General features: G+C 61.3%; 14 protein-coding genes. 2 read left to right on the forward strand and 12 right to left on the reverse strand.

The features are described 5' to 3' along the window. Positions 1-64 precede the first annotated feature (64 nt). The 8 genes from A8C75_RS13850 to peaA all read right to left on the reverse strand — a co-directional run bounded on the left by A8C75_RS13850 (position 65) and on the right by peaA (position 10,177). Positions 65-1,480, reverse strand: coding sequence for an aldehyde dehydrogenase family protein (locus A8C75_RS13850; protein ID WP_067383448.1), 1,416 nt, complete (start codon positions 1,478-1,480; stop codon positions 65-67). Positions 1,481-1,548: 68 nt separating this feature from the next. Further along, the gene (locus A8C75_RS13855; protein ID WP_067383451.1) at positions 1,549-2,892 is read right to left on the reverse strand and encodes an alginate export family protein; all 1,344 of its coding nucleotides are present in this window, start codon (positions 2,890-2,892) and stop codon (positions 1,549-1,551) included. A gap of 187 nt (positions 2,893-3,079) precedes the next feature. Further along, complete coding sequence (gene qhpE / locus A8C75_RS13860) at positions 3,080-3,784, reverse strand: subtilisin-like serine protease QhpE (RefSeq protein ID WP_067383454.1); 705 nt, start codon at positions 3,782-3,784, stop codon at positions 3,080-3,082. Further along, positions 3,777-5,519: an ABC transporter ATP-binding protein gene (locus A8C75_RS13865; protein ID WP_067383456.1), complete on the reverse strand. Its 1,743-nt coding sequence runs from the start codon at positions 5,517-5,519 to the stop codon at positions 3,777-3,779. Before A8C75_RS13865 ends, qhpE begins: the two co-directional genes overlap by 8 nt. Before the next feature lie 125 nt (positions 5,520-5,644). Then, the gene (gene peaD / locus A8C75_RS13870; RefSeq protein ID WP_067383459.1) at positions 5,645-6,754 is read right to left on the reverse strand and encodes a quinohemoprotein amine dehydrogenase subunit beta; all 1,110 of its coding nucleotides are present in this window, start codon (positions 6,752-6,754) and stop codon (positions 5,645-5,647) included. Positions 6,755-6,769: 15 nt separating this feature from the next. Beyond that, a complete protein-coding gene (qhpC, locus tag A8C75_RS13875; RefSeq protein WP_067383462.1) occupies positions 6,770-7,093 on the reverse strand; it encodes a quinohemoprotein amine dehydrogenase subunit gamma in 324 nt (107 codons plus the stop codon). Positions 7,094-7,095: 2 nt separating this feature from the next. Beyond that, positions 7,096-8,526, reverse strand: coding sequence for a quinohemoprotein amine dehydrogenase maturation protein (peaB, locus tag A8C75_RS13880; protein ID WP_067383465.1), 1,431 nt, complete (start codon positions 8,524-8,526; stop codon positions 7,096-7,098). Between the two features lie 46 nt (positions 8,527-8,572). Next, complete coding sequence (peaA, locus tag A8C75_RS13885; RefSeq protein ID WP_067383468.1) at positions 8,573-10,177, reverse strand: quinohemoprotein amine dehydrogenase subunit alpha; 1,605 nt, start codon at positions 10,175-10,177, stop codon at positions 8,573-8,575. Between the two features lie 246 nt (positions 10,178-10,423). Between peaA and torR the strand changes: the two genes are divergently transcribed. Beyond that, a complete protein-coding gene (gene torR, locus A8C75_RS13890) occupies positions 10,424-11,152 on the forward strand; it encodes a two-component system response regulator TorR (RefSeq protein WP_067383471.1) in 729 nt (242 codons plus the stop codon). Positions 11,153-11,155: 3 nt separating this feature from the next. After that, positions 11,156-17,557: an AAA family ATPase gene (locus tag A8C75_RS13895; RefSeq protein WP_067383474.1), complete on the forward strand. Its 6,402-nt coding sequence runs from the start codon at positions 11,156-11,158 to the stop codon at positions 17,555-17,557. A gap of 179 nt (positions 17,558-17,736) precedes the next feature. On the opposite strand, the gene A8C75_RS13900 is transcribed toward A8C75_RS13895, so the two are convergent. The 4 genes from A8C75_RS13900 to A8C75_RS13915 form a co-directional block, all read right to left on the reverse strand. After that, the gene (locus A8C75_RS13900; protein WP_067383476.1) at positions 17,737-18,465 is read right to left on the reverse strand and encodes a class I SAM-dependent methyltransferase; all 729 of its coding nucleotides are present in this window, start codon (positions 18,463-18,465) and stop codon (positions 17,737-17,739) included. 442 nt (positions 18,466-18,907) lie between these two features. Next, complete coding sequence (gene paaX / locus A8C75_RS13905; protein WP_067383479.1) at positions 18,908-19,837, reverse strand: phenylacetic acid degradation operon negative regulatory protein PaaX; 930 nt, start codon at positions 19,835-19,837, stop codon at positions 18,908-18,910. Positions 19,838-20,783: 946 nt separating this feature from the next. Next, positions 20,784-21,551, reverse strand: a complete 768-nt coding sequence (locus A8C75_RS13910) for a hypothetical protein (protein ID WP_067383482.1) — start codon at positions 21,549-21,551, stop codon at positions 20,784-20,786. 490 nt (positions 21,552-22,041) lie between these two features. Then, positions 22,042-22,395: a hypothetical protein gene (locus A8C75_RS13915; protein WP_157890295.1), complete on the reverse strand. Its 354-nt coding sequence runs from the start codon at positions 22,393-22,395 to the stop codon at positions 22,042-22,044. Positions 22,396-22,399: the final 4 nt, after the last annotated feature.

Here is a 22,399-nt window from a genome sequence, read left to right on the forward strand (position 1 = left end):
AGCCGCCACCCCTGTACTGCGGTGACGGCATCCCTCATTGCACGGTTGAACATTGAACGGGGTCTTAGCCCTTGCTGATGTTGAGCAGCTGGGACTGGGTGTACTCCAGCAGGCCATCCTGGCCGAACTCGACCCCAAGGCCGGACATCTTGCTGCCGCCAAAAGGACAATGGGGCAGGACTTCGGCATGGTTGTTGATCCAGGCGGTGCCGCATTCGAGCCGCGAGGCGACGGCCCGGGCCTTGTCGATATCGCTGCTCCAGACCGACCCGCCCAAGCCATTGGGATTGTCGTTGGCGCGGCGCAGGGCATCGTCCACATCGCTGTAGCGGATGACCGGCAGTACCGGGCCGAACTGTTCTTCATCCACCAGGCGGGTGCCGTCGGTGATGTCAGCAACGATGGTCGGGGCGTAAAAGTACCCTTTGTCCCCCACACGCTCGCCACCGGTAACAATGCGCGCCCCCTTGCTGCGGGCATCTTCCACCAGCGCGCTGACCAGCTCGAACTGGTCCCGGTTCTGCACCGGCCCGAAGGTCACGCCCTCGTCCATGCCGGGGCCGACTTTTTGCGCCCGGGCGATGTCCGCCAGCTTCTCGACCAGCGCATCGTACTGGGACTCATGCACATAGAGGCGCTTGAGTGCCGCGCAGGTCTGGCCCATGTTGAAAAAGGCGGTCTGGAAAATCTTCGGCGCCAGGGCATCGAGATCGGCGTCCGGCAACACTATGCCGGCGTCGTTTCCACCCAGCTCCAGGGTCAGGCGTTTCAGGTTATCGGCGGCATTGCGCATGATGGTCTGGCCGGTGGGCGTGGAACCGGTAAAGACGATCTTGCGGATACCCTCGTGCTTCACCATGCTGCTGCCGATACCGCCCTCGCCGGTCACCACGTTCACCACACCCGCCGGCAGGCATTCATTCATCAGCTCGACCATGCGGAGGGTGTTGAACGGTGTCATGGACGAGGGTTTCACAACGACGGTGTTGCCGGTGCGGATCGCCGGCATCAGATGCCAGACAGCGATCAGCAGGGGCCAGTTCCAGGGTGTGATGGAACCGACCACCCCCAGTGGCTTGCGGTGCAGCTCGGCCCGGCGCACCTCGCTGTCCTCGATCACCTCCACGGGAATGTCCAGGGTTGCGGCGTGGCGGGTCCAGGCAATGGCACCGCCCACTTCAAACTGCGCCAGCGCCAGCGGTTTGCCCTGCTCCAGGGTAATGATTTCAGCCAGCTCCGCGGCATGGGCTTCAAACCTGTCGGCGATGGCATTGAGCGCCGCCACCCGGGTTTCCCGGGAGCTGTACTGCCAGCTCTGGAATGCCGCACCGGCCGCCTTGACCGCCTGATCGACCTGGTCGGGCGAGGCGAAGGGGCACTGCGCCACGGCCTCCTCGGTGGCCGGGTTCAGCACGGCGAAAGTACCACGCTCACCGGCGACGGCCTGGCCATTAATAATGAGGGAAAAGTCGGTTTTCATGTACATATCCTCGCTTTTTAAGCCCGGACGGCCTGGGCAGCCCGGGCAACACAATTCAGACCTGGCCGTCAGAACGGCATAATCGCAATGAACTGGGCATAGACGTTGGTGTCGTCGTTGCCGATCTGGGTGCCGCCGGTGGCGCTGCTGTGATCCGGTTTGTAGACGCCCAGCAGCGGGCTCAGGATCAGATGGTCATTGACCACCCACTCGGCGTAGATATCCAGTTCCTGTCCATCCAGGGTGCCTGTGCCGGCGGCGGTATCACCGAAATCGAACGCCAGCACACCGAGGCTGAGGGTTTCACTGGGCTGCAGTTTCAGACTCAGGTGATGCACCCGGGCGTCACTGTTGAAGGGGCCGGCATAGTTGGCCGCAACCTCGCCCTGGAACCAGGTGCCGTAGCCCCGGCTGAAGCCGAAGAACAGCGGATCGAAGCCCTCATCGAAACGGGCGTAGCGGTAATTCAGGCTCGGTGACCAGGGCGCAGCGGCGAAGGTCCAGCCGGCTTCGGCGTACCAGCCGTCACCGTCGGCACGGCTGCTGTCACCCTGATCCTGGGTGACGTATTCGCCCGACAGAAACAGGCTTTCAATACCGGCATTGCCCTGGTAGCGCAGGCTCAGGGTCTGCTGTCCGTCACGGTGGGTCAGTCCCAGGGCGGAAGCGTAAACATCATCAACGCCCAGCCCTTCGATATAGGTCAGCCCCAGGGTCCCTTCTGGCATCTGGTATTCGATATTGGCGCCACCGAGCTCCATGCTGGCCTGGGCGCGGTTATCGGACTCCAGCCAGAAGAGGTCTGCGCGCAATCCTTCATTGCCGCCGATTCGGGCCACCGCAGACCGATCAAACGCCTTGCGCGCCGCCAGCCAGTAAGCGCCGCCGCGGTCAAAATCCAGTCCGCCGCCATTAAGCGCATCACCAAAGTTAAGAGAATCACCATTGATCAGGAAACCGTCACCAATGGCGAAATTCTGCCGCCCGAACGACAGCTCCAGGCCATCCTGCCCCAGGGCCGGCAATAGGCTGCCTGAACGCCAGCCCAGGTAGGCGTCTTCCAGCGCGGTTTCACGCTCGCTACCGGAGGTAAAACCGCCGGCATCGCCGTCCCCCCAGGTGCCGGACGACAGCAGGCTGACAGCGCCGAACAGCGCAGCATCTGCCCCCAGGGCATGACTGCCCGAGAGGCCGTACTTGATATAGCCCTCCTGCCAGTGGGCGCCGCCGGTATCGCCATCGAACAGGTAGTTTTCGTGACTGTTGAAGACACCGAACACAGCCTCTACATTCAGGTCCAGGCTGTGGGTCTCCTGGTCGATCAGGCTGTAGGCACCGGCCTGGGCAGACAGCAGCGTGGCGACCACACCCGGCAGCAGGAAACGGATACGGGACTTGTTTTTGTTATGCATGGCGCTGGATTCACCCCTTCAGTTGAAAAGCGGCCGCCATGCCGTGTGGCGGGCGGACCAGAGGGTTTCCAGACTACTGCAGCGGCGTAAACCAGGTTTGTGCACCCTGTGCGCTTTTGTGGCAGTTTTGTAGGGATCTGTAACAGGATGTAACGCCAGAAAACGCCGAGCCGAACGAAAAAGCAGATCAGCGGCGCTGTTCCGGCCCCTGGTAGCTCGACTGCCCGATCAGCCAGTCCCTGGCCGCCAGCAGGCGGGCGTGGGCCCTCGGCAGCTCGGTGTTAGAGGGGGGCAGCTCACCCAGGTAGCGCGCCAGATGGCCGCACAGGTGGGCGCAGCCCATGCTGGCGCCGGAAGCCCCGAGACTGTCGTTCAGCGGGCGCACATGGCCGCCAAAGTCGGCGAATTCGGTGGCCAGATGACTCACCTCGGTGCGGGCACAGCGGGCATCGCCGGTCATGCGAAACACGCCCGGGTAGGCGGCGGGAAACACAGGTTCGCCCCGCGCAGGGCTCGATGCACAGAGCAGGACACCTGCGCTCAGTGCCCGCTCGCAGGCCGCACGCAGCGCCGGACGATCCTGCCGCAGCCCAAGACTCAGGTTGATCACCTCAACCTGCTGCGCCACCAGCCAGTCGATGGCCGCCGCCACCTGGGAGGCGGTGGTCGAGAAGCGCTCATGGAACACCTGGGCCAGTACGAAATGGCTGTCCGGCGCCAGGGCCTGAATGATTTCCAGCACCATGGAGCCATGCCCCAGCCGGTCGTCCACACCCTCGATCTGCCAGAGCTGCTGCTCCTGGATTACAAAACCGGCCGCCGCCTCCACCGGCCCCAACAAGGCCTCCCGGGCGCCGCTGTCGACAATGCCAACCCGCACCGGTCTATTCATGGCCGGGTGCCTCGGTTGCAACCTCAGCGGCTGCTCGCAGCTGGCCGTCCGCCATCACCAGGGTAAGGTCAGCACCGGCCAGGGTGCTGCGTCTGTGGCTGATCAGAATGCGGGTACGATCAGCAAACAGCCGGTCCACCGCAGCAATCACCTGGGCCTCGGTGGCCTCGTCGACCGCAGAGGTGGCCTCATCCAGCACCAGCACCGCGGGCTGTTGCAACAGTGCCCGGGCGATGGCAATGCGCTGCCGCTGACCGCCCGACAGTTGCTGACCGCGCTCGCCCATCAGGCTATGGATGCCCTGGGGCAGGGAATCGATCAGGTCACCCAGTTGCGCCTCAAGCGCGGCATCCAGCACCGCCTGATCGCTGGCCTCGGGGCAGGCATAGCGCACATTGTCGGCGAGGGTGCCGCGGAACAGCGTAATGTCCTGACTGACCACGGCAATGGCGCGGCGCAGATCCACCAGACTCAGCTGTTTGAGGTCCAGGCCATCGAGTGTCAGCTGGCCGGACTGCGGATCAAAATGGCGCTGCAGCAGGTCGATCAGGGTCGACTTGCCCACGCCCGAGGCGCCACTGAGGGCCACCTTCTGCCCAGGCCTAATATGACAGCTGACCCCGTTCAGCACCGGCTGCTCGCGCCCGGGATAGGCAAAGGTCACATCGCTAAAACGCAACTCGCCCTGCAGGTTTGGCGGCAGCGGCATTGGCGTCTGGCTGGCGGCCACATCCACCGGTGCCTGGCGCAGTTCGTTCACCCGCCCCAGGCTCACGCTCATGCGCTGCACCGCGACATAGAGCCCCAGCAGGCTGTTGACCGGCCCCGTTGCCATGCCGAGGTAAGTCGAGAACGCAATCAGCGACCCCAGCTGCCACTGGCCATTGATCACCCACCAGCCGCCGATCAGAAAGGCGGCGGCGCGGGTCAGGGACGTCAGGGTGCCGGGAATGGCATGGGTGAAGAATTCGGTGACCTGCAGCTTCAGCAGCCCCGCCAGATAGTTGTCGCTGTGCTGCTGCAGGCGCGCCCGCTCCGGCCCCTCCTGCCCCACGGACTGAATAAATTTCATCGCCGGCAGGGTTTCCACCAGAAAGCTCGACAAGTCCGCCGAGCGTTCGCGCAATGCCCGCACCCGCTGCTCCACCTTGCGCCGCATCCAGCGCAGCCAGAGGGTTTCCAGCGGAATCAGCACCAGCACCAGCAAGGAGAGCTCCCAGGACAGCGTCAGCAACAGGATCAGCGCGCCGATGAGACCGATGACGCTGCTGACGGCGGAAAACAGGCTGTCGACAGCGAAGCGCTGAATTTCCGCCACATCGCCATCGATACGCGACAGCAGATCACCGATGCGCCGGCGGCCAAAAAAGGACGGCGACAGTTTCTGCAAATGGGCATAGAGATCCGAGCGCAGCGCGAACAGAATACGCCCAGAGAGCCTTGTGTGCAGATAGCGGTTGAGGCCGCCGAGGGCGGTACTGAAGACCCCCACCAGAATCATGCCCAGGGCAATTTTCACCAGCGCCGGGTAGTCGCCGGCCAGCAGGCCATCATCGATCAGCAGCTTGGTCAGCCAGGGCTGCAGCAACACCAGCAGGGTTGCCACGAAGGACAGCAGCAGCAGGCCACCGATGGCGCGGCGGTGCGGTTGTACAAAGCCGTACAGCCACTCAAAGCCACGGCGCAGAGCGTCCTTGTTGTCGGCGTGAATGGCGCTTACCAGCCAGTTCAGCATGGGCAGTCCTGATTTTTATAGGTTGAAAAAGCCAGCAGCCGCAAATGTCCGCCGTCACAACAAAAAAAACGGGAGGCCACGCAGTGCGCAGCCTCCCGTCTACTATACCCAAGCGTATGGAAATGTCAGTCCCGGATGGTGGCGATACGCAGGTCCGAGGTGGTCATGTCGCCGCTGAGCTGGATGGAGCCGGTTTTTTCCAGCGTGTCGGAATCGTGAATGGAGATATCACTGCTGGTGCCGCCCACGTAGAGGGTTTTGCCATCCGCTGAAATGTTCAGGTTGTAGTAGGTGTGCTCCATATCCCGTACCGCCACGGTTTCGTGCTTGCTCAAGTCATGCTTGGACAGGGTGTTGAAACTGCCGTAGAGGATATTGGAATCCCGCGGATCGGTGACGAAGTTGAAAACGATAAACTCGAACGGCACCGTTTCCATGCGCTCGGCCTCACCGGTCTTCAGGTTGACCCGGCTCATGCCCCACCACCACTGCGCCGTCTCCATGTTCATGGATTCGTCTTCGAACCTGGCGGTGGCGTACGGCATGATGTACTCGTTGGATTGTTCCCCCTGGGAGTGCATGGCGAAGGCATCGGGCGGTGCCCAGAGCGGCCCGCGATCCCAGCTCTGCAGCGCCGTGACCATGCGTACCGCACCGGTCCGGGGGTTGATGGCCGTCACATCGGCCCCACCAAGGATGACTTCACCGGTCTCGGTCGCCGCGATCTTGGTGATGCGCCGCTCCACCGGGAAAGACCGTACCGGCTTTGCACCCATGCCATCGGCAATACGGTACACCGCCAGTTTGGGCTCGAGAATTTCAAACCGGTCCGGCAGCTGTCGCACCGGGTTCTGCACGGTATAGAGCTCAGTGCCATCGGTGCTGACCGTAATCGACTGCACCGACTTTACCCGGACATTGCCCTGGGACTGCGCCGCATGGAAGTTAATGTCGCAGCTCTCGATGGAGATACCGTAGACATCCTCGGTCATGTTGCTCAGCACATAGGCGGTTCTGCCATTGGGCGCCAGGGCGATGGAGCCCGTACCGAAGGCGCCGGGTATATCACAGCTGCGCGCCACCGCGTTGGTCGCCATGTCGATCACATGCAGCTGACCGGGACGCGTGATCGTCAGCAGGTATTCCTGGTCGGCACTGGCGGGGGCCGCCGACACCAGCGCCGCCAGGCCCATGGGGGCGAGCAGGCTGGATTTTACGAGGGTATTCAATTTCATCTGGGCCGCTCTCCGTTACTCGCCGTCCTCAAAGATACCGTCCAGCTTGCGCCAGTCCTTGTCTGCCTTGGCCACCCCCTCACCCCATTCGGGATAAGTGTTCATGGTGTCCGGCACCTGTGCCGGCCACCAGCAGGCATCGGCGCAACCGTAAAGGTCGGATTCCATCGGCTGACACAGCGACCCCAGGCCGCCGAAGGGGTCCAGCTCCCAGCCCGGATCAGTGGTGGCGGTACAGCCCACCACGGTCTGCATCGCAACAACATCCTCAACCTCTTCCGGGCTCACCGCCTGGTTGATGAGATTGGCTTTTTTATTCAGTGACTTAAGATGTTTCATTATCAGGCACTCCTCCTCGGAGAGACGTAGGCCTCGAAGAACCCCGGGTTCCTGAGCATGATCCGCGAATAGACCTCCACACCGTAATCGATCCAGTCGCGCAGCAGATCGCAGTAGTGGTAGGCCGGTCGAGACGGATCCCCATATTTGGCATAACTTTCGTGGTAGCAGCCCCCCGAGCAGAGGTTGCGGATACGGCAGGTTTCACAGCCGGTATTGCTGCGATCCAGACGTTGTTCAACAAACTCCGCCAGACGCGGCTTGTCGATACCCGTCTTAACATTGCCGAACAGCGGCATGTCGGATCCGGTGAAACGGTGGCAGAGATTAAGCCCGCCGTCCTTGTCCACCGCCAGCAGGCCGACACCGGCACCACAGGGCAGCAGCTTCTTGTTGCCCTCGTACATGTCGGTGAGCATCTGGTGCATGTTGCCAAAGCCGAAGTTCTCCCCCCGGGAAGCCGCTTCCAGGTACTTCAACCCCAGGCGTTTCATGCCGGCAAAGACTTCAACCTGCTCGTCGGCGGTGAGGTTGTATTCCTCGATGTCACCCGAGGTCACGGGGCCGAAGCCGACTTCGGCGAAACCCAGCTCGTGGTATAGGTGATCGAAAATACGTTCCACGTCGGTCACACCCCGGGTAAGGGTTACGCGGCAACCCACCGGGCGGGCGGTGTAGCGTGACAACAGCAGCTCCACCTTGCGCTTGACCACGTCGTAGGTGCCCTGCCCCCCCACGGTGATGCGGTTCTTGTCGTGCATCGCCTTGGGACCGTCCATCGAGATGGTCAGGCCAAAGCGGTGTTCGTTGAACCAGTCGATCAGCTTTTCGTTCAGCAGGGTGGCATTGGTGGTGAGGGTAAAGTCGACTGTGGCGTCGAGCGCCGCGAAACGCTCTTCGCAGTAGGCCACCACGCCGCGGATCAGCGGCATGTTGCTCAGCGGTTCGCCACCGAAAAACACCACGTTGTAACGCGGCTGGTCCGGGGATTCGCGCAGCAGCATTTCGATGGACTGAATCGCCGTGTCATACCCCATCAGCTCTCCCTTGGAGGGGATGGTGAGGTCTTCCTTGTAACAATAAGTGCAGCTGAGGTTGCACCCGGTGTTGACGTTCAGCACCACTGTGGTGAGCGGGAACTTGGTGACTTTCTGCGGCTTGGCGTTGATCCGCGCCACCACCCCCTCATCGACGATCATCTCCAGCGCCTTGAATTCCGCCAGGGCCTCGTCGAGACCCTCGCGACCAAAGCGGCTGACAAGGGGCGCCAGCAGTTCATCGGTCACCGCGTCGTGCTGGTCGAACACGCCCAGCATTTCCCGACTCAGTTCATCCAGCTCGAAAATACTGCTGCTGGGAACGTGGAACAGCATCTGCCGTGCGTCCACATCGATACGATGCAGATTGGGTTTTACCAAAGACATAGTGCCCATAATCACCTCTTGTTGTTCTGTTCAGTGGCCAGGCATGCACGCATGCTCAATCCAGCACGCGACGGACATAGTCCGGCACGGACACCAGCATGCTGCCCTCACCGCGCACCTGGGCATCGCCATCCGTCACACTGGCGATCACCGTCAGGCGCCCGACATTGTTGGCGGACATCTTGCGGGCAGGGTTGGGGCCGGTATCACCGGGGATGAAGATGCCATCGGCATTGATGCTGCCGGCATATTCATGGTCCTTGTCATGGGCCGCCACCTCATCGGCGGGCGCGATGGACCAGCTTGCCGGCATGTAGCCCAGACGCAGGTCATCCTCGGTTCCCGCTTTGCCATCGGCACCGGCGCTGAAGCCGACCGCGCGGTAACTGGCGCGCACCTTCTCGAGCTTGCCACCGGCGCCGCCGATGCGGCTCACGGCATGGGCGGGCAACACCTCGACGCGGGCCAGGGACTGGTACACCGCCAGGGCACCGTCATGACTGGCAGCACCGACGGTCACGCGGCGCAGGCCCTCATCGCCATTGGCGACGGCCAGTACGCGGATGCGGTCCGCGTCGCGCTGCAGGACCTTCTCAATGGTGACACCCTCGCCGAGGGAAATATCACCGTCCAGGTGCTGGCCGACAATGGTGACTTCGGTGCTCTGCCCCTGGCGCAGGTAGGCCGGCATCAGCGCCACCACCCGGGGTTTGCCCTGATCCCGCACGGCGCTCAACTCGCCGCCGATTTCCCGCGCGGCCGCCGAGAACATGCGGCCATTCATCCGCCCCCCCTCGGCGTCCGCCGCCATCACCTGGCGCATCTTGACGCCATCGATGCTGAGGGAAGCTCGCCACTCGAAACCGGTATACAGCCGTGCCGTGCCGCTGCCCGACAGCGCGCTGCCATCGGCATAGTGACCTTCAAGGCTCAGGCTGTAACCGCTATCGGACGGCTCGGCGCTCATCTGCGCCTCGAACTCGCCCTGGCCCGGTACAAAGCCCAGCACCCGCCAGCGTCCGGCCATGTCCGCCTTGGGCGCGGCTTTCCAGCTATCCCACTGGGGTGACAGCAGCGGGAACTGCTTGCCAAGTTCGACCGCGGTTTCGTTCCTGGCGATGTCGTACCAGGCCCGGTCTCGGGCCAGGGAGTGGAATTCGATGGTGGGGAACTGTCCCATGTGGAAATCCACCAGGTTCTGCCATTCGGCTTCGCTGCGACGCTGCAGTGAAAAACGCGCACCGGAATGACAGCGGGCACACATTTGCCCCAGACCCTCATCGAGGTCAGCCTCGACGATATTGGTGTCCTGCTCAAGCAGATAGCGATAGGGCTCGGCTTCCGACGGCGCCAGCCCCTGGGTGTCCGCCAGGTACTGTATCAGCGCCGCTTTGTCCTCGGCGGAAATCTGGGCACCGCGCAACAGCTGCATGCGGTTGATGGTCATCTGCCAGCCTTCCGGTGTCTTGCGCTGCTCGCTGATACGGGAAAACGGCGCTGCGCTGTCACCGGTTTCACTGTGACAGGCCAGACAGTTGTTGCGGATAATGTCTTCGCCGGCACCGGGCGTCGCCTGGGCCGGGATCGACAACAGGGTGGCCAGCGCCAGCACAGCCGCCCCGCCCCACGCACGATTTTTGTTTTGAGTCGTCAAAGCCATCACTCCCTGGATAATGATGTGTAGGGTCAATGGGTAGTTAAACTACACCGGTGCTGTAAATGAAATTAGCCGCTTTTGTGCTAAGTTGTACACGGATGTAACAGGCTGTAACAGAAGCTTAGTTAAAGATTCTAATCTATTGTTTTAAAAACAATTTATTCATTTTCCCGTTGGCATGGCAGATGCTTTCCCAGGCGGCAGGCCATTGGTAGACTCTGCCTACCCACACACCTGAGCACCCCAGATATGCCCCACGACACCCCGGGCCCGGCCCATATCCTGATTGTCGAGGATGACTTTGCCTCCCGCTCGCTGCTGGTGAGCTACTTCGAAAAGGAAGGTTACCGTGTCAGCGAAACCGAACGGGCCGACGATCTGCTGCAGCAAGTGCAGCGTGAAAGCATCGACCTGGTGTTGCTGGATATCAACCTCCCCGGCAAGGACGGCCTGACCCTGACGCGGGAGCTGCGAGCCGCCTCCCGCGTGGGCATTATTCTGGTCACCAGCAAGGGCGACGAGATCGACCGTATCGTCGGGCTGGAGCTCGGTGCCGACGACTATGTCACCAAACCGTTCAACCCCCGCGAGCTGCTGGTGCGGGTCAAGAACCTGCTCTGGCGCGTACTGGATGCGCGCCAGAACAACACCACCGGGCGCAACAGCAGTGCCTGGCAGTTCGAGGGCTGGAGCCTGGATCCACACAAGCGCCAGCTCACCGGCCCCAATGGCGTACTGGAGCGCCTGCCGGAGGGGGAATTCAAGCTGCTGCAGGCGCTGGTATCCAACCCCGGTCAGGTACTGTCGCGGGACCAATTGATGGATGCCATCCACGACCGCGAATGGACCCCCAATGACCGTTCGGTGGATGTCCTCATTGGCCGCTTGCGCCGCAAGCTCGGCGACAGCCCGTCCAATCCGCAGCTGATACTCACCGCCCACGGCGCCGGTTACATGTTTGCCGGCGAGCTGAGCTAACGGATGGCGACACTGGATGACTACCGCATTGTGCAGCGCCTGCATCAGGGCCGCTGCTGCAGCGTAAGCCGAGCCCAGCACCTGTCCGGCGGCGACACCGTCATCTTAAAGCAGCTCAATCGCGCCCAGGCCAGCAGCGAACAGGTCAGCCGCTTTCAGCATGAATTCGAGGTACTGCAGCCGCTGCACATCGCCGGCATCAGCCGCCCGCTGGCACAGCTGCGCCTGGACACAGGCCCCGCCACCCTCTTTGCCGACACCAATTCGGTGCCGCTGCGCCAGCTGATCAGCGAGCAGCGGCCGAACTGGCAGCAGTGGCCGAACTGGCAGCAGTGGCTGCCGGTGGCCATCGCCATCAGCGAACTGCTCGGGCGCCTGCACGAAGCCCATATCATCCACAAACAGATCAGCCCCGATCATCTGCTGCTCAACAGGGACACAGGCGCGCCTGAGCTGATCGATTTTTCCCTCAGTACCCCGCTGCACCGCGAGCAGGCCAACTGGCATACGCCCGAGCTGAGCTTTGCGGGCCTGGCCTATATAGCCCCGGAGCAGACCGGGCGCACCAGCCGCGCCATCGATTACCGCACCGACTACTACAGCCTGGGCGCGACCCTGTACGAGCTTATGACCGGCCAGCCGCCCTTCGGTACCCGCCAGGGCATGGAACTGGTGCACAGCCATATCGCCAAGCAGCCAACGGCGCCCCACAGCATCAACCCGCAGCTGCCGCCTCTGCTCTCCAGCATCATTCTCAAGCTGCTGGCCAAGGATGCCGCCCAGCGCTACCAGTCCAGCGTCGGCCTGGTGCACGACCTCAGGCGCTGTCTCCCGGGTGCTCCCGCCAGCAGCGAAGCCCTGGGGCTGCAGGATCTGTCGGCGCGTTTTCAGATTCCGCAGCAGCTCTATGGCCGCGAGGCCGAACTGCAGCAACTGTGCAATGGCTACGACCGCTGCACCGCGGGCCAGCCTGGCCTGGTGATGATCAGCGGCTATGCCGGCGTCGGCAAATCCAGCCTGGTGCATGAGCTGCGCCAGTACGTTAATAGTCGCGAGGGCAGCTTCAGCAGCGGCAAGTTCGATCAGTTCCGCCGTAACCGCCCCTACTTTGCGGTATTTCAGGCACTGCAGCGGCTGGTGCGCCAGCTGCTCACCGAACCCGAGAAGCGCATCGCCCCCTGGCGCGATGCGCTGCAGACGGCCCTGGGCAGCCAGGCTCAGGTGCTGATCAAGCTGATTCCGGAGCTGGAACTGATCATAGGCCCGCAGCCAGAGGCGCCGTCATTAACCCCGGCGGAGGAGCAGAACCGCTTCTCGCGCATGTTCGTGCAGATGCTGCGCGTCTTCGCCAGCCCCGAGCGGCCGTTGGTACTCTTTCTGGACGACCTGCACTGGGCGGATCTGGCCTCCCTGCACCTGCTCGAAACCCTGGTCAACACGCGCGAACTGCCCCACCTGCTGCTGATCGGCAGCTATCGCGATGAAGAGGTCGATGGCGATCATCCTCTGCAGGCTTACCTGGAACGCTTTCGCCACCCGCCCTGCCACTTGAGCGAACTGCGCCTGGCACCCCTGGATCAGCCCCAGGTCAATCGCCTGATCGCCGATACCCTGCGCTGCCCGCTGCAGCAGTGCCAGGCCCTGGCCACGGCCTGCATGAGCAAGACCCAGGGCAACCCGTTCTTCCTCGGCCAGTTTCTCCATACACTGCACGACGACGGCCTGATCCGCTTTCGCGACCAGCACTGGCAATGGGACGAGGCGGCCATTCAAGCCCAGGAAATGACTGACAACGTCATCGCCCTGATGGTCAGCAAGATTCAGCGCCTGCCCGCCAGCACCCAGCAGGTACTGCCGCTGGCAGCCTGTATCGGCAGCACCTTCAACCTGCACAGCCTGGCCCTGGTCAGCGGTCAGAGCGCCGTCGTCACCGCCAGCGGCCTCTGGCCGGCGCTGACCGAAGGCCTTGTGGTACCGCTGGATGATAACTACCGCCTGTTCCAACACCAGGATCCCAGCCGCTCGCGCTACCGCTTCGTGCATGACCGGGTGCAGCAGGCGGCCTACTCGCTGATCGCCGAGTCGCGCCAGGAAGCCCTGCATCTGCAGATTGGCCGCCAACTGCAACACAGCCTGACGGAGGACGAGCAGCACAGCCGCATCTTCGAGATCAGCAATCACCTGAACCAGGCCCGACGCCTGATCGATGCGCCGGACGAGCACCTGGCGCTGGCGCAGCTGAACCTGGCTGCCGGACTGCGGGCGCGGGAAGCCGCCGCCTTTGACTCGGCGCTGAACTACCTGCAGTGCGGCCTCGAATTGCTGCCAGACGATGCCTGGCACAGCGCCTACAGCCTGGCCCTGAAACTGCATACAGCCGCCGCCGAAATCGCCCATATCCGCGCCGACACCGCGTTTATGCAGCAGCTGACCGACGCGGTGGAACAACATGCCCGCTCGCTGCCCGACCGAGTGCGCATCTACGAGATCCGCATTCAGTCCCAGGTCGCCAGCAACCACTTCGACCGCGCCCTGCACCTGGCGCTGGATCTGCTGTCCCAGCTGGGCGTGGTGATTCCAGCCAAACCCAGTGCGCTGCAATACTGGCGCGCCATTCTGCGCACCCGCTGGCTGCTGCAACGCACATCCGAGCAGGATATCCTCGCCAGCAAGGCCATGACCTCCCCCGAGCTTCTGGCGGCGATGCCCCTGATGGCCAGCATGTTTGGCGTTATCAAATTTTCCAGCTCCGAGCTGCGCCCGCTGGTGATGGCGCGGGAAGTGGAGCTGAGTATTCGTCATGGCCTCAACCCCGCCTCCGCGCTGGCCTTTGCCGGCTACGGCGGCGTACTCTGCGGCCACTTCAATGCCATTGATCAGGGCTATCGGCTCGGCCAGCTGGCCCTGCAGCTCGACCGCCAGATGCCGGCCTGCCAGACCCATCACCGCACCCTGTCGCTGTTCAACTCCTATGTGCGCCACTACCGCGAGCCGCTGGCGCTCTGTCGCGATGACCTGCTGCAGGCCTATCGACTGGGGCTCGACTGCGGCGATATCGAATGGGGTGCCTACGCCCTGGCGGCCTATATCCAGTACGCCTTTACGCTCTGCCGCAACCTGGACGCGTTGCAACCCCAGCTCGAAGACTACACCCGTTTTCTGGATCAGTCGGGCCAGCAGCAGTCACTGCAATACTCCCTGCTGACGCTGCAGACCATGGATAACCTGCGCGGTCACAGCAGCGATGCCCCCCGTCTGGACGGGCGCTTTTACCAGCAGGACGCAAGCCTTGCGGAGCTTGAGCGCGAAAACCACCGCACCGCCATCTGCCTGCATCACTTCTACAGCGCCCTGCTGTGCTACCTGCTGGGCACACCGGCAGACGCCCTGCGCCACAGCCAAGCCGGTGCGATGCTCACCGACTCTATCAGCGGCACCTTTACCGAGCCCTGGCTACGACTGCTAGATGCACTGTGCATACTGGCGAATCTCACAGACACACCCTTGCTGGCGCGCCGCACCCGTCTTAGACGCGTGCGCCAGACACTGCATCAGCTGCGAAAGCTGGCCCGGGCCTGCCCCGAAAATCACCTGCACCACTACTGCCTGCTACGGGCCGAGTGGCTGCGCAGCCGCCAGCACTATGCCAAAGCGCTGGATATGTACGAACAGGCCATCGAGCAGGCCCGCGAGCAGGGCTTCATGCTGGAAGAGGCGCTGGCCTGCGAGCTGGCGGGAAGATTGTGCCTGGACTGGAAAAAGCGCGGCATGGCCCGCACCTACCTGCAGGATGCCTACGCACGCTACCGGGACTGGGGCGCCCGGGCCAAGCTTGCCCAGATGCGCCAGCAGTATCCCCAGGAACTGGAAACCCGCCCCCGCGACCTGCCCGCACACAGCGGTGCAGGCGCACTGGAGCCGGCCAGCGCCATCGACAATCAGGCCTTCGATATTTCCTCGGTCATCAGCGCCTCCCAGGCCATCTCCGATGAAATCGTGCTGGAACGGCTCCTCGGGCGCCTTATGAGCCTGGCGCTGCAGACCGCCGGTGCCCAGCGCGCCAGCCTGATTCTGCGCCGCCAGCAGCAGTGGTTTGTTGAAGCCCAGGCACGGCTGGATACCGAGCCACAGTTGTTCAGCGCCCGCCCGCTGGAAGATGCCGGCGATGAGCTGCCGCTGAGCATCATTCACTATGTGGCCCGTACCAAGGAGATCCTGGTACTGGGCAATGCGGTGGAACACCCGCTGTTTCAGCAGGACAGCTATATCCGCCAGCAGCAGCCGCGCTCCCTGCTGTGCAGCCCGATTCTGTACCACGGCGAACTCACCGCCGTGCTGTACCTGGAACACAGTGAAAGCCGGGATATCTTCGACCAGGATCGCCTCAAGACGCTGCAGATTCTCACCGCCCAGGCCGCCATCTCGATCGAGAACGCCAAGCTCTACTCCAGCCTGCAGCAGTCTGAGGGGGAATACCGTTCGCTGTTCGAAAACGCCATCGAGGGCATTTTTCGTATCGACACCGGCGGGCGCTTTATCTCCGCCAACCCGGCTCTGGCGCGGCTGCTGGGCTACGACAGCCCGGCGGGCTTTCTCGACGAGGTGCCGGACATCAACCGCCAGGGCTTTGCCAGCCCGGGGGCACTGCAGCGTTTTCTGGCCATTCTGAATCGCCAGGACAGAGCGGTGAATTTCGAGACGCCCTGGTACCGCCGCGATGGCAGCACCCTGTTCGTGTCGGTGTCGGCGCGCCGGATCCTGGGCGAACAGGGTGATCTGCTCTATTACGAAGGCTCCCTGAGCGACATCAGTGAGCGCAAGGCCAAGGAGCAGGCGGAACTGGCGCGGGAAAAGGCGGAAGCCGCCAGCGAAGCCAAGAGTCAGTTTCTGGCCACCATGAGCCATGAAATCCGCACCCCGATGAACGGCATTCTGGGCATGGCGCAGTTGCTGATGCGGGCGCCCCTGTCGGCCGAACAACAGACCCAGGTCAAGGCTATCTACCAGTCGGGCCGCACCCTGCTGTCGATCCTCAATGATGTACTGGATTTCACCAAGATCGAAGCCGGGCAACTGACACTGGAACAGCACCCCTTCTCGGTGCGCCAGGTGGTGGATGAGATACGCCCGCTGCTGGAATCACTGGCGCGGGAAAAGGCCTTGCAGCTGATTGTACGGCTGGACAACGCCCTGCCTGAGAGGGTGTGCGGCGACAGGCGCGCCCTGAGCCAGGTGCTGCTGAACCTCGGCGCCAACGCCCTCAAGTTCACCCAGGAGGGCTATGTCGCCCTGCGCGTGCGCTGCCTGCGGCGCAGCGACAGTGAGATCCGCCTGCGCTTTGAGGTGGAGGACTCCGGCATCGGCATACCGCAAAGCGCCCGCGAGCGCATCTTCGCCCATTTCAGCCAGGCCGACAGTACCATCACGCGACGCTTTGGTGGCACCGGACTGGGCCTGTCCATCTGTCGCCGCCTGGTTGAGCTGCAGCAGGGGCAGATCGACTTTGACAGCACCGAAGGCCGCGGCAGCCTGTTCTGGTTCGAGCTCGACTATGTCCAGACCCAGGCGCAGCCACCTGCCGCCGATACGGCCCAGCCCTGGCGACCCACAGTCCCTGCGCGGGCACTGGATATACTGCTGGTCGAGGATACCGAGATCAATCAGCAGGTCAGCTGCGGCCTGCTTGAAAGCGAAGGCCACAGCGTCAGTATCGCCGACGATGGCTACACGGCGCTGTCGATGCACAACGATCATGCCTACGATCTGGTGCTGATGGATATCCACCTGCCCGACATGGACGGCGTGGAAACCGCCCGGCGCATGCGCCAGCACCCCGACAGCAGCCGGGCTGCGGTACGCATCATTGCCCTCACCGCCTCCGTCACCGGGCCGGAGATTCAGCAGTACCTGGACGCCGGCATGGATGCCGTGGTGGGAAAACCGCTACAGTTCAGCGAACTCGAACGCCTGCTGTACGATGAACAGGCCAGTGCTGGCGATGCGGTTCCTCCGGCCAGCACCCGCCCTGAAAATACCCAGGCTAGTGACTCAGTACCAACCGCACCGCTGGCAGATGGGCCAGGTGCTGACAACACTTCGACCGATGCCGACTTGCTAGACAGCAGCCTGCTGGCCCAGCACCGCAGCATGCTGGGTGAGGAACACTTTGACGGCCTGTTGTTGCGCATGCAGGCCCAGTGCGACAGCCTGCTCACTGAGCTGGCCGAAACGGATGCCGATCAGCCCGCCCTGTTGCACAAGCTGGCCGGCACCTGCGCCAACTTCGGCCTTGTCGCCGCCGCCGCCCGCTGCCGCGAACTTGAGCGCAGCGGCCCGCCCTGCGATAGCGCCGCTCAACAGGCCCTGCGCCAGCTGTACGAGCGCAGCATCGCGGCACTGCCCTAGCCTTGCTGCCAGCCAACCAGGAGCGCCCTTATCATCATCCTCGGGGTTAATTGCTTGCGCTACTCAAACGACGGGGCTGCGCTGTGGAGTACCAGGAGCCACCAGGCTGGATCGGAACAGATGTTTTGGCGATAGAGCAACTCCAGGCATGAATGGGGACAACTCCTGAAGTTGGACTTTCATTTTTGCACCGAGATCAGCAACATCATCGGCCGATCCAGTTCTTCCAACAGGCCTGGATTTTCAGTTACCTGTTCCCCGGTAGGCGCCCATTCCTGTACATGGCGGATGCTGAAGCCGAGGTTGATCAATGTATTGAGCGTCGTCCCGATAGTTCGGTGATGCTTGATAACCCCTTTGGCGAACCAGTCCGTTTTCCGCGGCCCCTCCACCGAATAGCTTTCCAGGGGCCAGATTCTTCTACCGTCGCCGTCCCTGGACCACGCCGGCATTACGGGCGCCATATAGATTGGGTGCTCGATAGTAAAAACAAACCGTGCCCCGGGAGTCAGAGCACGATAGATCGTTGCCACCAGTTTGCCGAAGTCGTCGATATAGTGGAACGCGAGTGAGCTGTACGCAAAGTCAAATGCCCCCTCTGGAAGAGCAAGCTGCTCCAGATCGGAGATCTTGTAGTCAATATTTTCATCATTCGTCGCGGACTTGGCACGCTCTAGCATTTTTTCGGAAAGGTCCAAACCGAGCACATGGACAGCCCCCTGCTCTCGGGCCCATCGCGCAAACCAGCCAAAGCCACAGCCAAGATCCACAACTCGCTTGCCGTCCAGACCTGGCAGCATTGCGCGAATGGCGGCCCATTCCGGCGCACCATCAAGCCCATGTACAGACCGAGGTAGCTGGCTATAACCGTCAAAAAATTCGCTTCTGTCGTAAATATTTTGTGCCATTCATCTTTCCCTTGAATTACAGAGTAGTGAGGCGCTGCGAGTTCAATAACGCGTCTCATTCACCTGAGGTGCAGGCTGAAGTTTAGCAATTTGTGCGGAAGTTGGAATCGCTGTAGAGCGATGATGAGCGTCGTTTTTCTTGTTAGACGACGGGCGCCGTGCCTGTCGCCAAGAACGGAGGTCAGACCGGGTTGGCGTCTGTGCCCTCAGGCGGGAAACCTTTTCGTCGACGTGGGCGATCTGCAGCACTTTCAGATCCGGTTTCGCAGGCCCCATCAGCTGCATGCCCATGACGCGCTGGAAGCACCAAGGGGACTAGATTGGTGATTGGTTATTGGTTATTGGTTATTGGTTATTGGTTATTGGTGAGAGTATGAGCATTACGAATAACGAATAACGAATAACGCCAGCCTTTTAAAGGTGGACGTAACCCGAGCAGGGCTCAGGCTTTTACGCCACCGAAACGCTTGTAAAACGCAGGCATGGGTTCAGGCAGTGGGCCATCGGCGGTTTCGAACATCTTGGCGATATACTCCTCGGACGCGGCGCACACCAGACTATAGAGGTTGCGGCACAGCTGGCGGGCCGCCACGCCGCTCCAGTCTTGGGGCAAGAGCTCAGCCGGCAGTTGCGGGTCGCGCAGCAGGACCTTGCGGTACTCATGAATCAGCAGGGTGCGGGCAAGGAAGCATTCACCAGGATCGAGACTGTCCTGCGCCTTCATCTCCTGCCACACCGGGCGAAAGCGTTCCAGAAAGTGCTTATAGCTGTCCGACACCTGATCCAGGTTCCAGCACTCGCGGGACTGTTCACGCAGCGCCTGGGACGAAAAGGCGTCGCCTTCACGGGTTTCAAACAGAATGCAGTCATCCAGCGCCCCCAGCTCCTGCAGGGTGTTGCGTACTTCCTGCATGTCGCAGTGGGGCATGGCCATAAGAATCGGCGAGAAGGAGCCAAAACCCATCCAGCTCAGCTCATCGCGCACCTGCTGGCGAATGTCCACGGGCACCTGGGACAATACCGCCAGGCACCAGGACCCATCCCACTCCGGCAGCACCGGCAGATAGATACGCTTGAAAGCCTTGTCGAAACGCCGCCGCCCCTGGGCCGTGAGACTGTAATAGCTGCGCCGCCCCAGCTGCTGTGCCGACAGCCAGGGCTCTTCCTTGCTAAGGCGAAACACCGAGGTACGCACCAGCCGCTGATTCAAGCCAAAGGATTCCAGCACCTTGATCAAGCTGCCCAACCAGACAGTACCGCCGCGCGGCACTATGGCATCACCAAAGATGGTGATGATCAGTGACCCTGCCCGAATCGGGCGCTGGGTGCAGAACTGCTGGACAAGCTCGGCTAAATGACTGGAATTGCTCATAAAATTGGCGTGTTCGATGGCAGCGAAGAGTAGCCTCATTCTATAGAGCGGCGCCGATTGATGCAAAGCACAAGACCCTGGCCGAGCACTCACTTCCCGCCCTGCAGGATAAGGCGCCGCGTAGCCCGTCAGCCGATGAGGTGATTTCAGGTTTTGTGGCTTCACTGACCTAGTGTACTGCTTCGCCCTAATGGGTGCTTATAGAGCCCGCCAATTTGTGTCCGGCAAGGCGCCGTTCGCCGGTAATAGTGGGGCTCTTGCCAAGAGCGGCAACGCAGTTGGGCGCGAATTGGCGCGCTCCCTTCGGGCGAACCGCCAGAAGGCCGTCCGCGGTGTTGCATTTCCTCGACATAGGCCCACTATGCCTTCGAAAATGCGCCGTGCGGCCAGCCTCCTGGCGACTCGCTAAAAGCGCCTCTAAGAGCGAAGCAGTACACTAGCACTAGCACGTCAATATAGGGGATGACGCGAATCAAGCCATTTTCGGTTCTGTCGAGGTGCTTTATAACCGGGTGCGGCTGCACTCCAGCAATGACGACATGAGTCCTGTGGACTACGCATCAGCGTTTCGTGCAGCCGCTTGAAAATGTGTCCACTAATTCTGGGGCACATCAAGGCCTCGGCTTCAGCCAAAGCCTCTTCATTCTAACTTCGAAGCCTTTTTTCGGACCGGCTCGGGTTTCGCTTTAGCAGTGTTCGACCACCAACGGCTCGACGCTCACCCCGATCAGCTCATTAACCAGTACTTTGGGAGCAGGTCTGGCTGGGATAGCCAATGTTCATTGGACTCCGATAGCCAGGAGGTCTTGTAAGAGTTGATTGATCTGGCGGCGGCTGATCCTAGACGGTCGAACAGCCAGAGCTCGGTGCGTTAGCGGGATGGGGGTGGGGAGGGGAGCTGACGAAGACAAGGATAGAGAAACGCCGATAAATTTTTACGGTAATTTCACTCGCTCTTGATACCCAGGTAGTCGCGCACTTGAAGTAATCTCTTGGGGAACTCCAGTTCCTTAGCCTCTGTTGGCCACATACCGTGATTATCTGGCAGCGCGTGTAAGAACTCCGCACCATATCTGCGATATGCGACGCGGGCCTCATTGGTCAGGAATACGCTGCGGATTAGGTACTTGGCTATCCTGAGCGCTCCCTTGACGTTTCCCTGCTCGAGATGGTCGACGATGTACATTCTTGTGGCCAATGCGGCGAGTTTAACTCGTACGACTTCCCGAGCCTGCTTTCTCTCCGCGTACCTAAGTCCGACAAGGTTGTTGATTCGTGATTTTAAGCATAAGGGAGGCGACAAGATGGGTATTTGTAGGTCGCCAACTGGCAGGGCATCTGCAAACTTGATCACTTCTCGGTCGGTCAATCCATAAACGGCGATGAGGAACTCGATTGACAAGTTTTCCCCTGTAGCCCCTTTGATCATTACCACTCCTGAGTTGGGAGTTTGATCACCAAAGGCAGGAAACTTTGCTTGGCCGCCCCAAGCTTCAGCGCATAGCTCTATGGCGTGCCGCTTCCCGAGCAGGTCTAGGTCGTCACTCGCAAGGTGTGTGTATTCTTCACCCGTAAGCTGATCCAATAGGTAGTGGTCGCCCCATACACAGAGGGCTTGCCCGCCGATGATGGTGACCTCGGCGGCTGCTTCTGGCGAAAGACGGGCGAGAATGTCCCCAAGGGTATCGGTCTGATCGTCCTGATCATCTGTCATATGCAGGTAGGGGCGTTTCCGAGATGAATGATATTAACCGAAGGCCTTAAGAATAACCTTCCGACGAGAAGACGCTTTGGCTTTCGCCAATCGCTGTGCGCCGAGTTCTGCCGCATTTCTGTGCAGTTCCTGGCGTTGCTGCTCTTTCTCTTGAGCTCGAAGCTCAAAGAAATGGACTTCAGAGCCGTGTAGCTTACTAACCATGATGACCTCTGATTTCCCTTAAAAAACAACAACTTACAAGCAACTCTAAGGTGTCGCCTGTCAGGCTTCGTGTTTCACACGAAGCCTGACAGGCGACACCTGAAAAGTCAAGGACGGACCTGCATATAATGATGCTTGATAGTCAAGCTGTTGGCAAGTCCGTTCTAATAACAGCGGATTGTTGCCTTAACTCCGAGGCCCATACCTCATACTCATTGAGCAACGGAAGTCTCGGCAACAAGCCTTTGGATGTATAGACCGTATGTATGGCCTCCTTGGCCTAGCATCAGCTTAGCCGCCATCTCCAGACATACCCAATTCCAACGTCTTCACTCCCTTCGTCCGACTTGACGAAACGTCCGATCTCCTCGACTTCGGCGTCCTCATAGACGGCAAAGCTGTCACGTCCTGCCAGCCGTCCCCAGTACTGTCCACAGGCAAGCCCCATCTTGCCGTCGCGCTTCTCTAGCTTGATCTGAACTCCAACTTGTTGGAGATAGGCGTTTAGTTCCTCGTTGGCGGCGATTTCCTCGTCTATCAGCGCCCTGTCGATCAGCTCAACCATCCGCTCTTCCAGCTCCATGATGGTGTCGAATGCAGGCAACCATTGATTCCAGCCGAAGACAAACGCCGTATCCAAACAC

This window comes from Marinobacterium aestuarii, from assembly GCF_001651805.1.
In the GTDB taxonomy this organism is placed as follows: domain Bacteria; phylum Pseudomonadota; class Gammaproteobacteria; order Pseudomonadales; family Balneatricaceae; genus Marinobacterium_A; species Marinobacterium_A aestuarii.

Excerpts from the sequence above, each read along its gene's own strand:
- A8C75_RS13850 (WP_067383448.1), bottom strand. The coding sequence starts at position 1,480 with ATGAAAACCGACTTTTCCCTCATTATTAATGGCCAGGCCGTCGCCGGT.
- A8C75_RS13855 (WP_067383451.1), bottom strand. The coding sequence starts at position 2,892 with ATGCATAACAAAAACAAGTCCCGTATCCGTTTCCTGCTGCCGGGTGTG.
- qhpE (WP_067383454.1), bottom strand. The coding sequence starts at position 3,784 with ATGAATAGACCGGTGCGGGTTGGCATTGTCGACAGCGGCGCCCGGGAG.
- A8C75_RS13865 (WP_067383456.1), bottom strand. The coding sequence starts at position 5,519 with ATGCTGAACTGGCTGGTAAGCGCCATTCACGCCGACAACAAGGACGCT.
- peaD (WP_067383459.1), bottom strand. The coding sequence starts at position 6,754 with ATGAAATTGAATACCCTCGTAAAATCCAGCCTGCTCGCCCCCATGGGC.
- qhpC (WP_067383462.1), bottom strand. The coding sequence starts at position 7,093 with ATGAAACATCTTAAGTCACTGAATAAAAAAGCCAATCTCATCAACCAG.
- peaB (WP_067383465.1), bottom strand. The coding sequence starts at position 8,526 with ATGGGCACTATGTCTTTGGTAAAACCCAATCTGCATCGTATCGATGTG.
- peaA (WP_067383468.1), bottom strand. The coding sequence starts at position 10,177 with ATGGCTTTGACGACTCAAAACAAAAATCGTGCGTGGGGCGGGGCGGCT.
- torR (WP_067383471.1), top strand. The coding sequence starts at position 10,424 with ATGCCCCACGACACCCCGGGCCCGGCCCATATCCTGATTGTCGAGGAT.
- A8C75_RS13895 (WP_067383474.1), top strand. The coding sequence starts at position 11,156 with ATGGCGACACTGGATGACTACCGCATTGTGCAGCGCCTGCATCAGGGC.
- A8C75_RS13900 (WP_067383476.1), bottom strand. The coding sequence starts at position 18,465 with ATGGCACAAAATATTTACGACAGAAGCGAATTTTTTGACGGTTATAGC.
- paaX (WP_067383479.1), bottom strand. The coding sequence starts at position 19,837 with ATGAGCAATTCCAGTCATTTAGCCGAGCTTGTCCAGCAGTTCTGCACC.
- A8C75_RS13910 (WP_067383482.1), bottom strand. The coding sequence starts at position 21,551 with ATGACAGATGATCAGGACGATCAGACCGATACCCTTGGGGACATTCTC.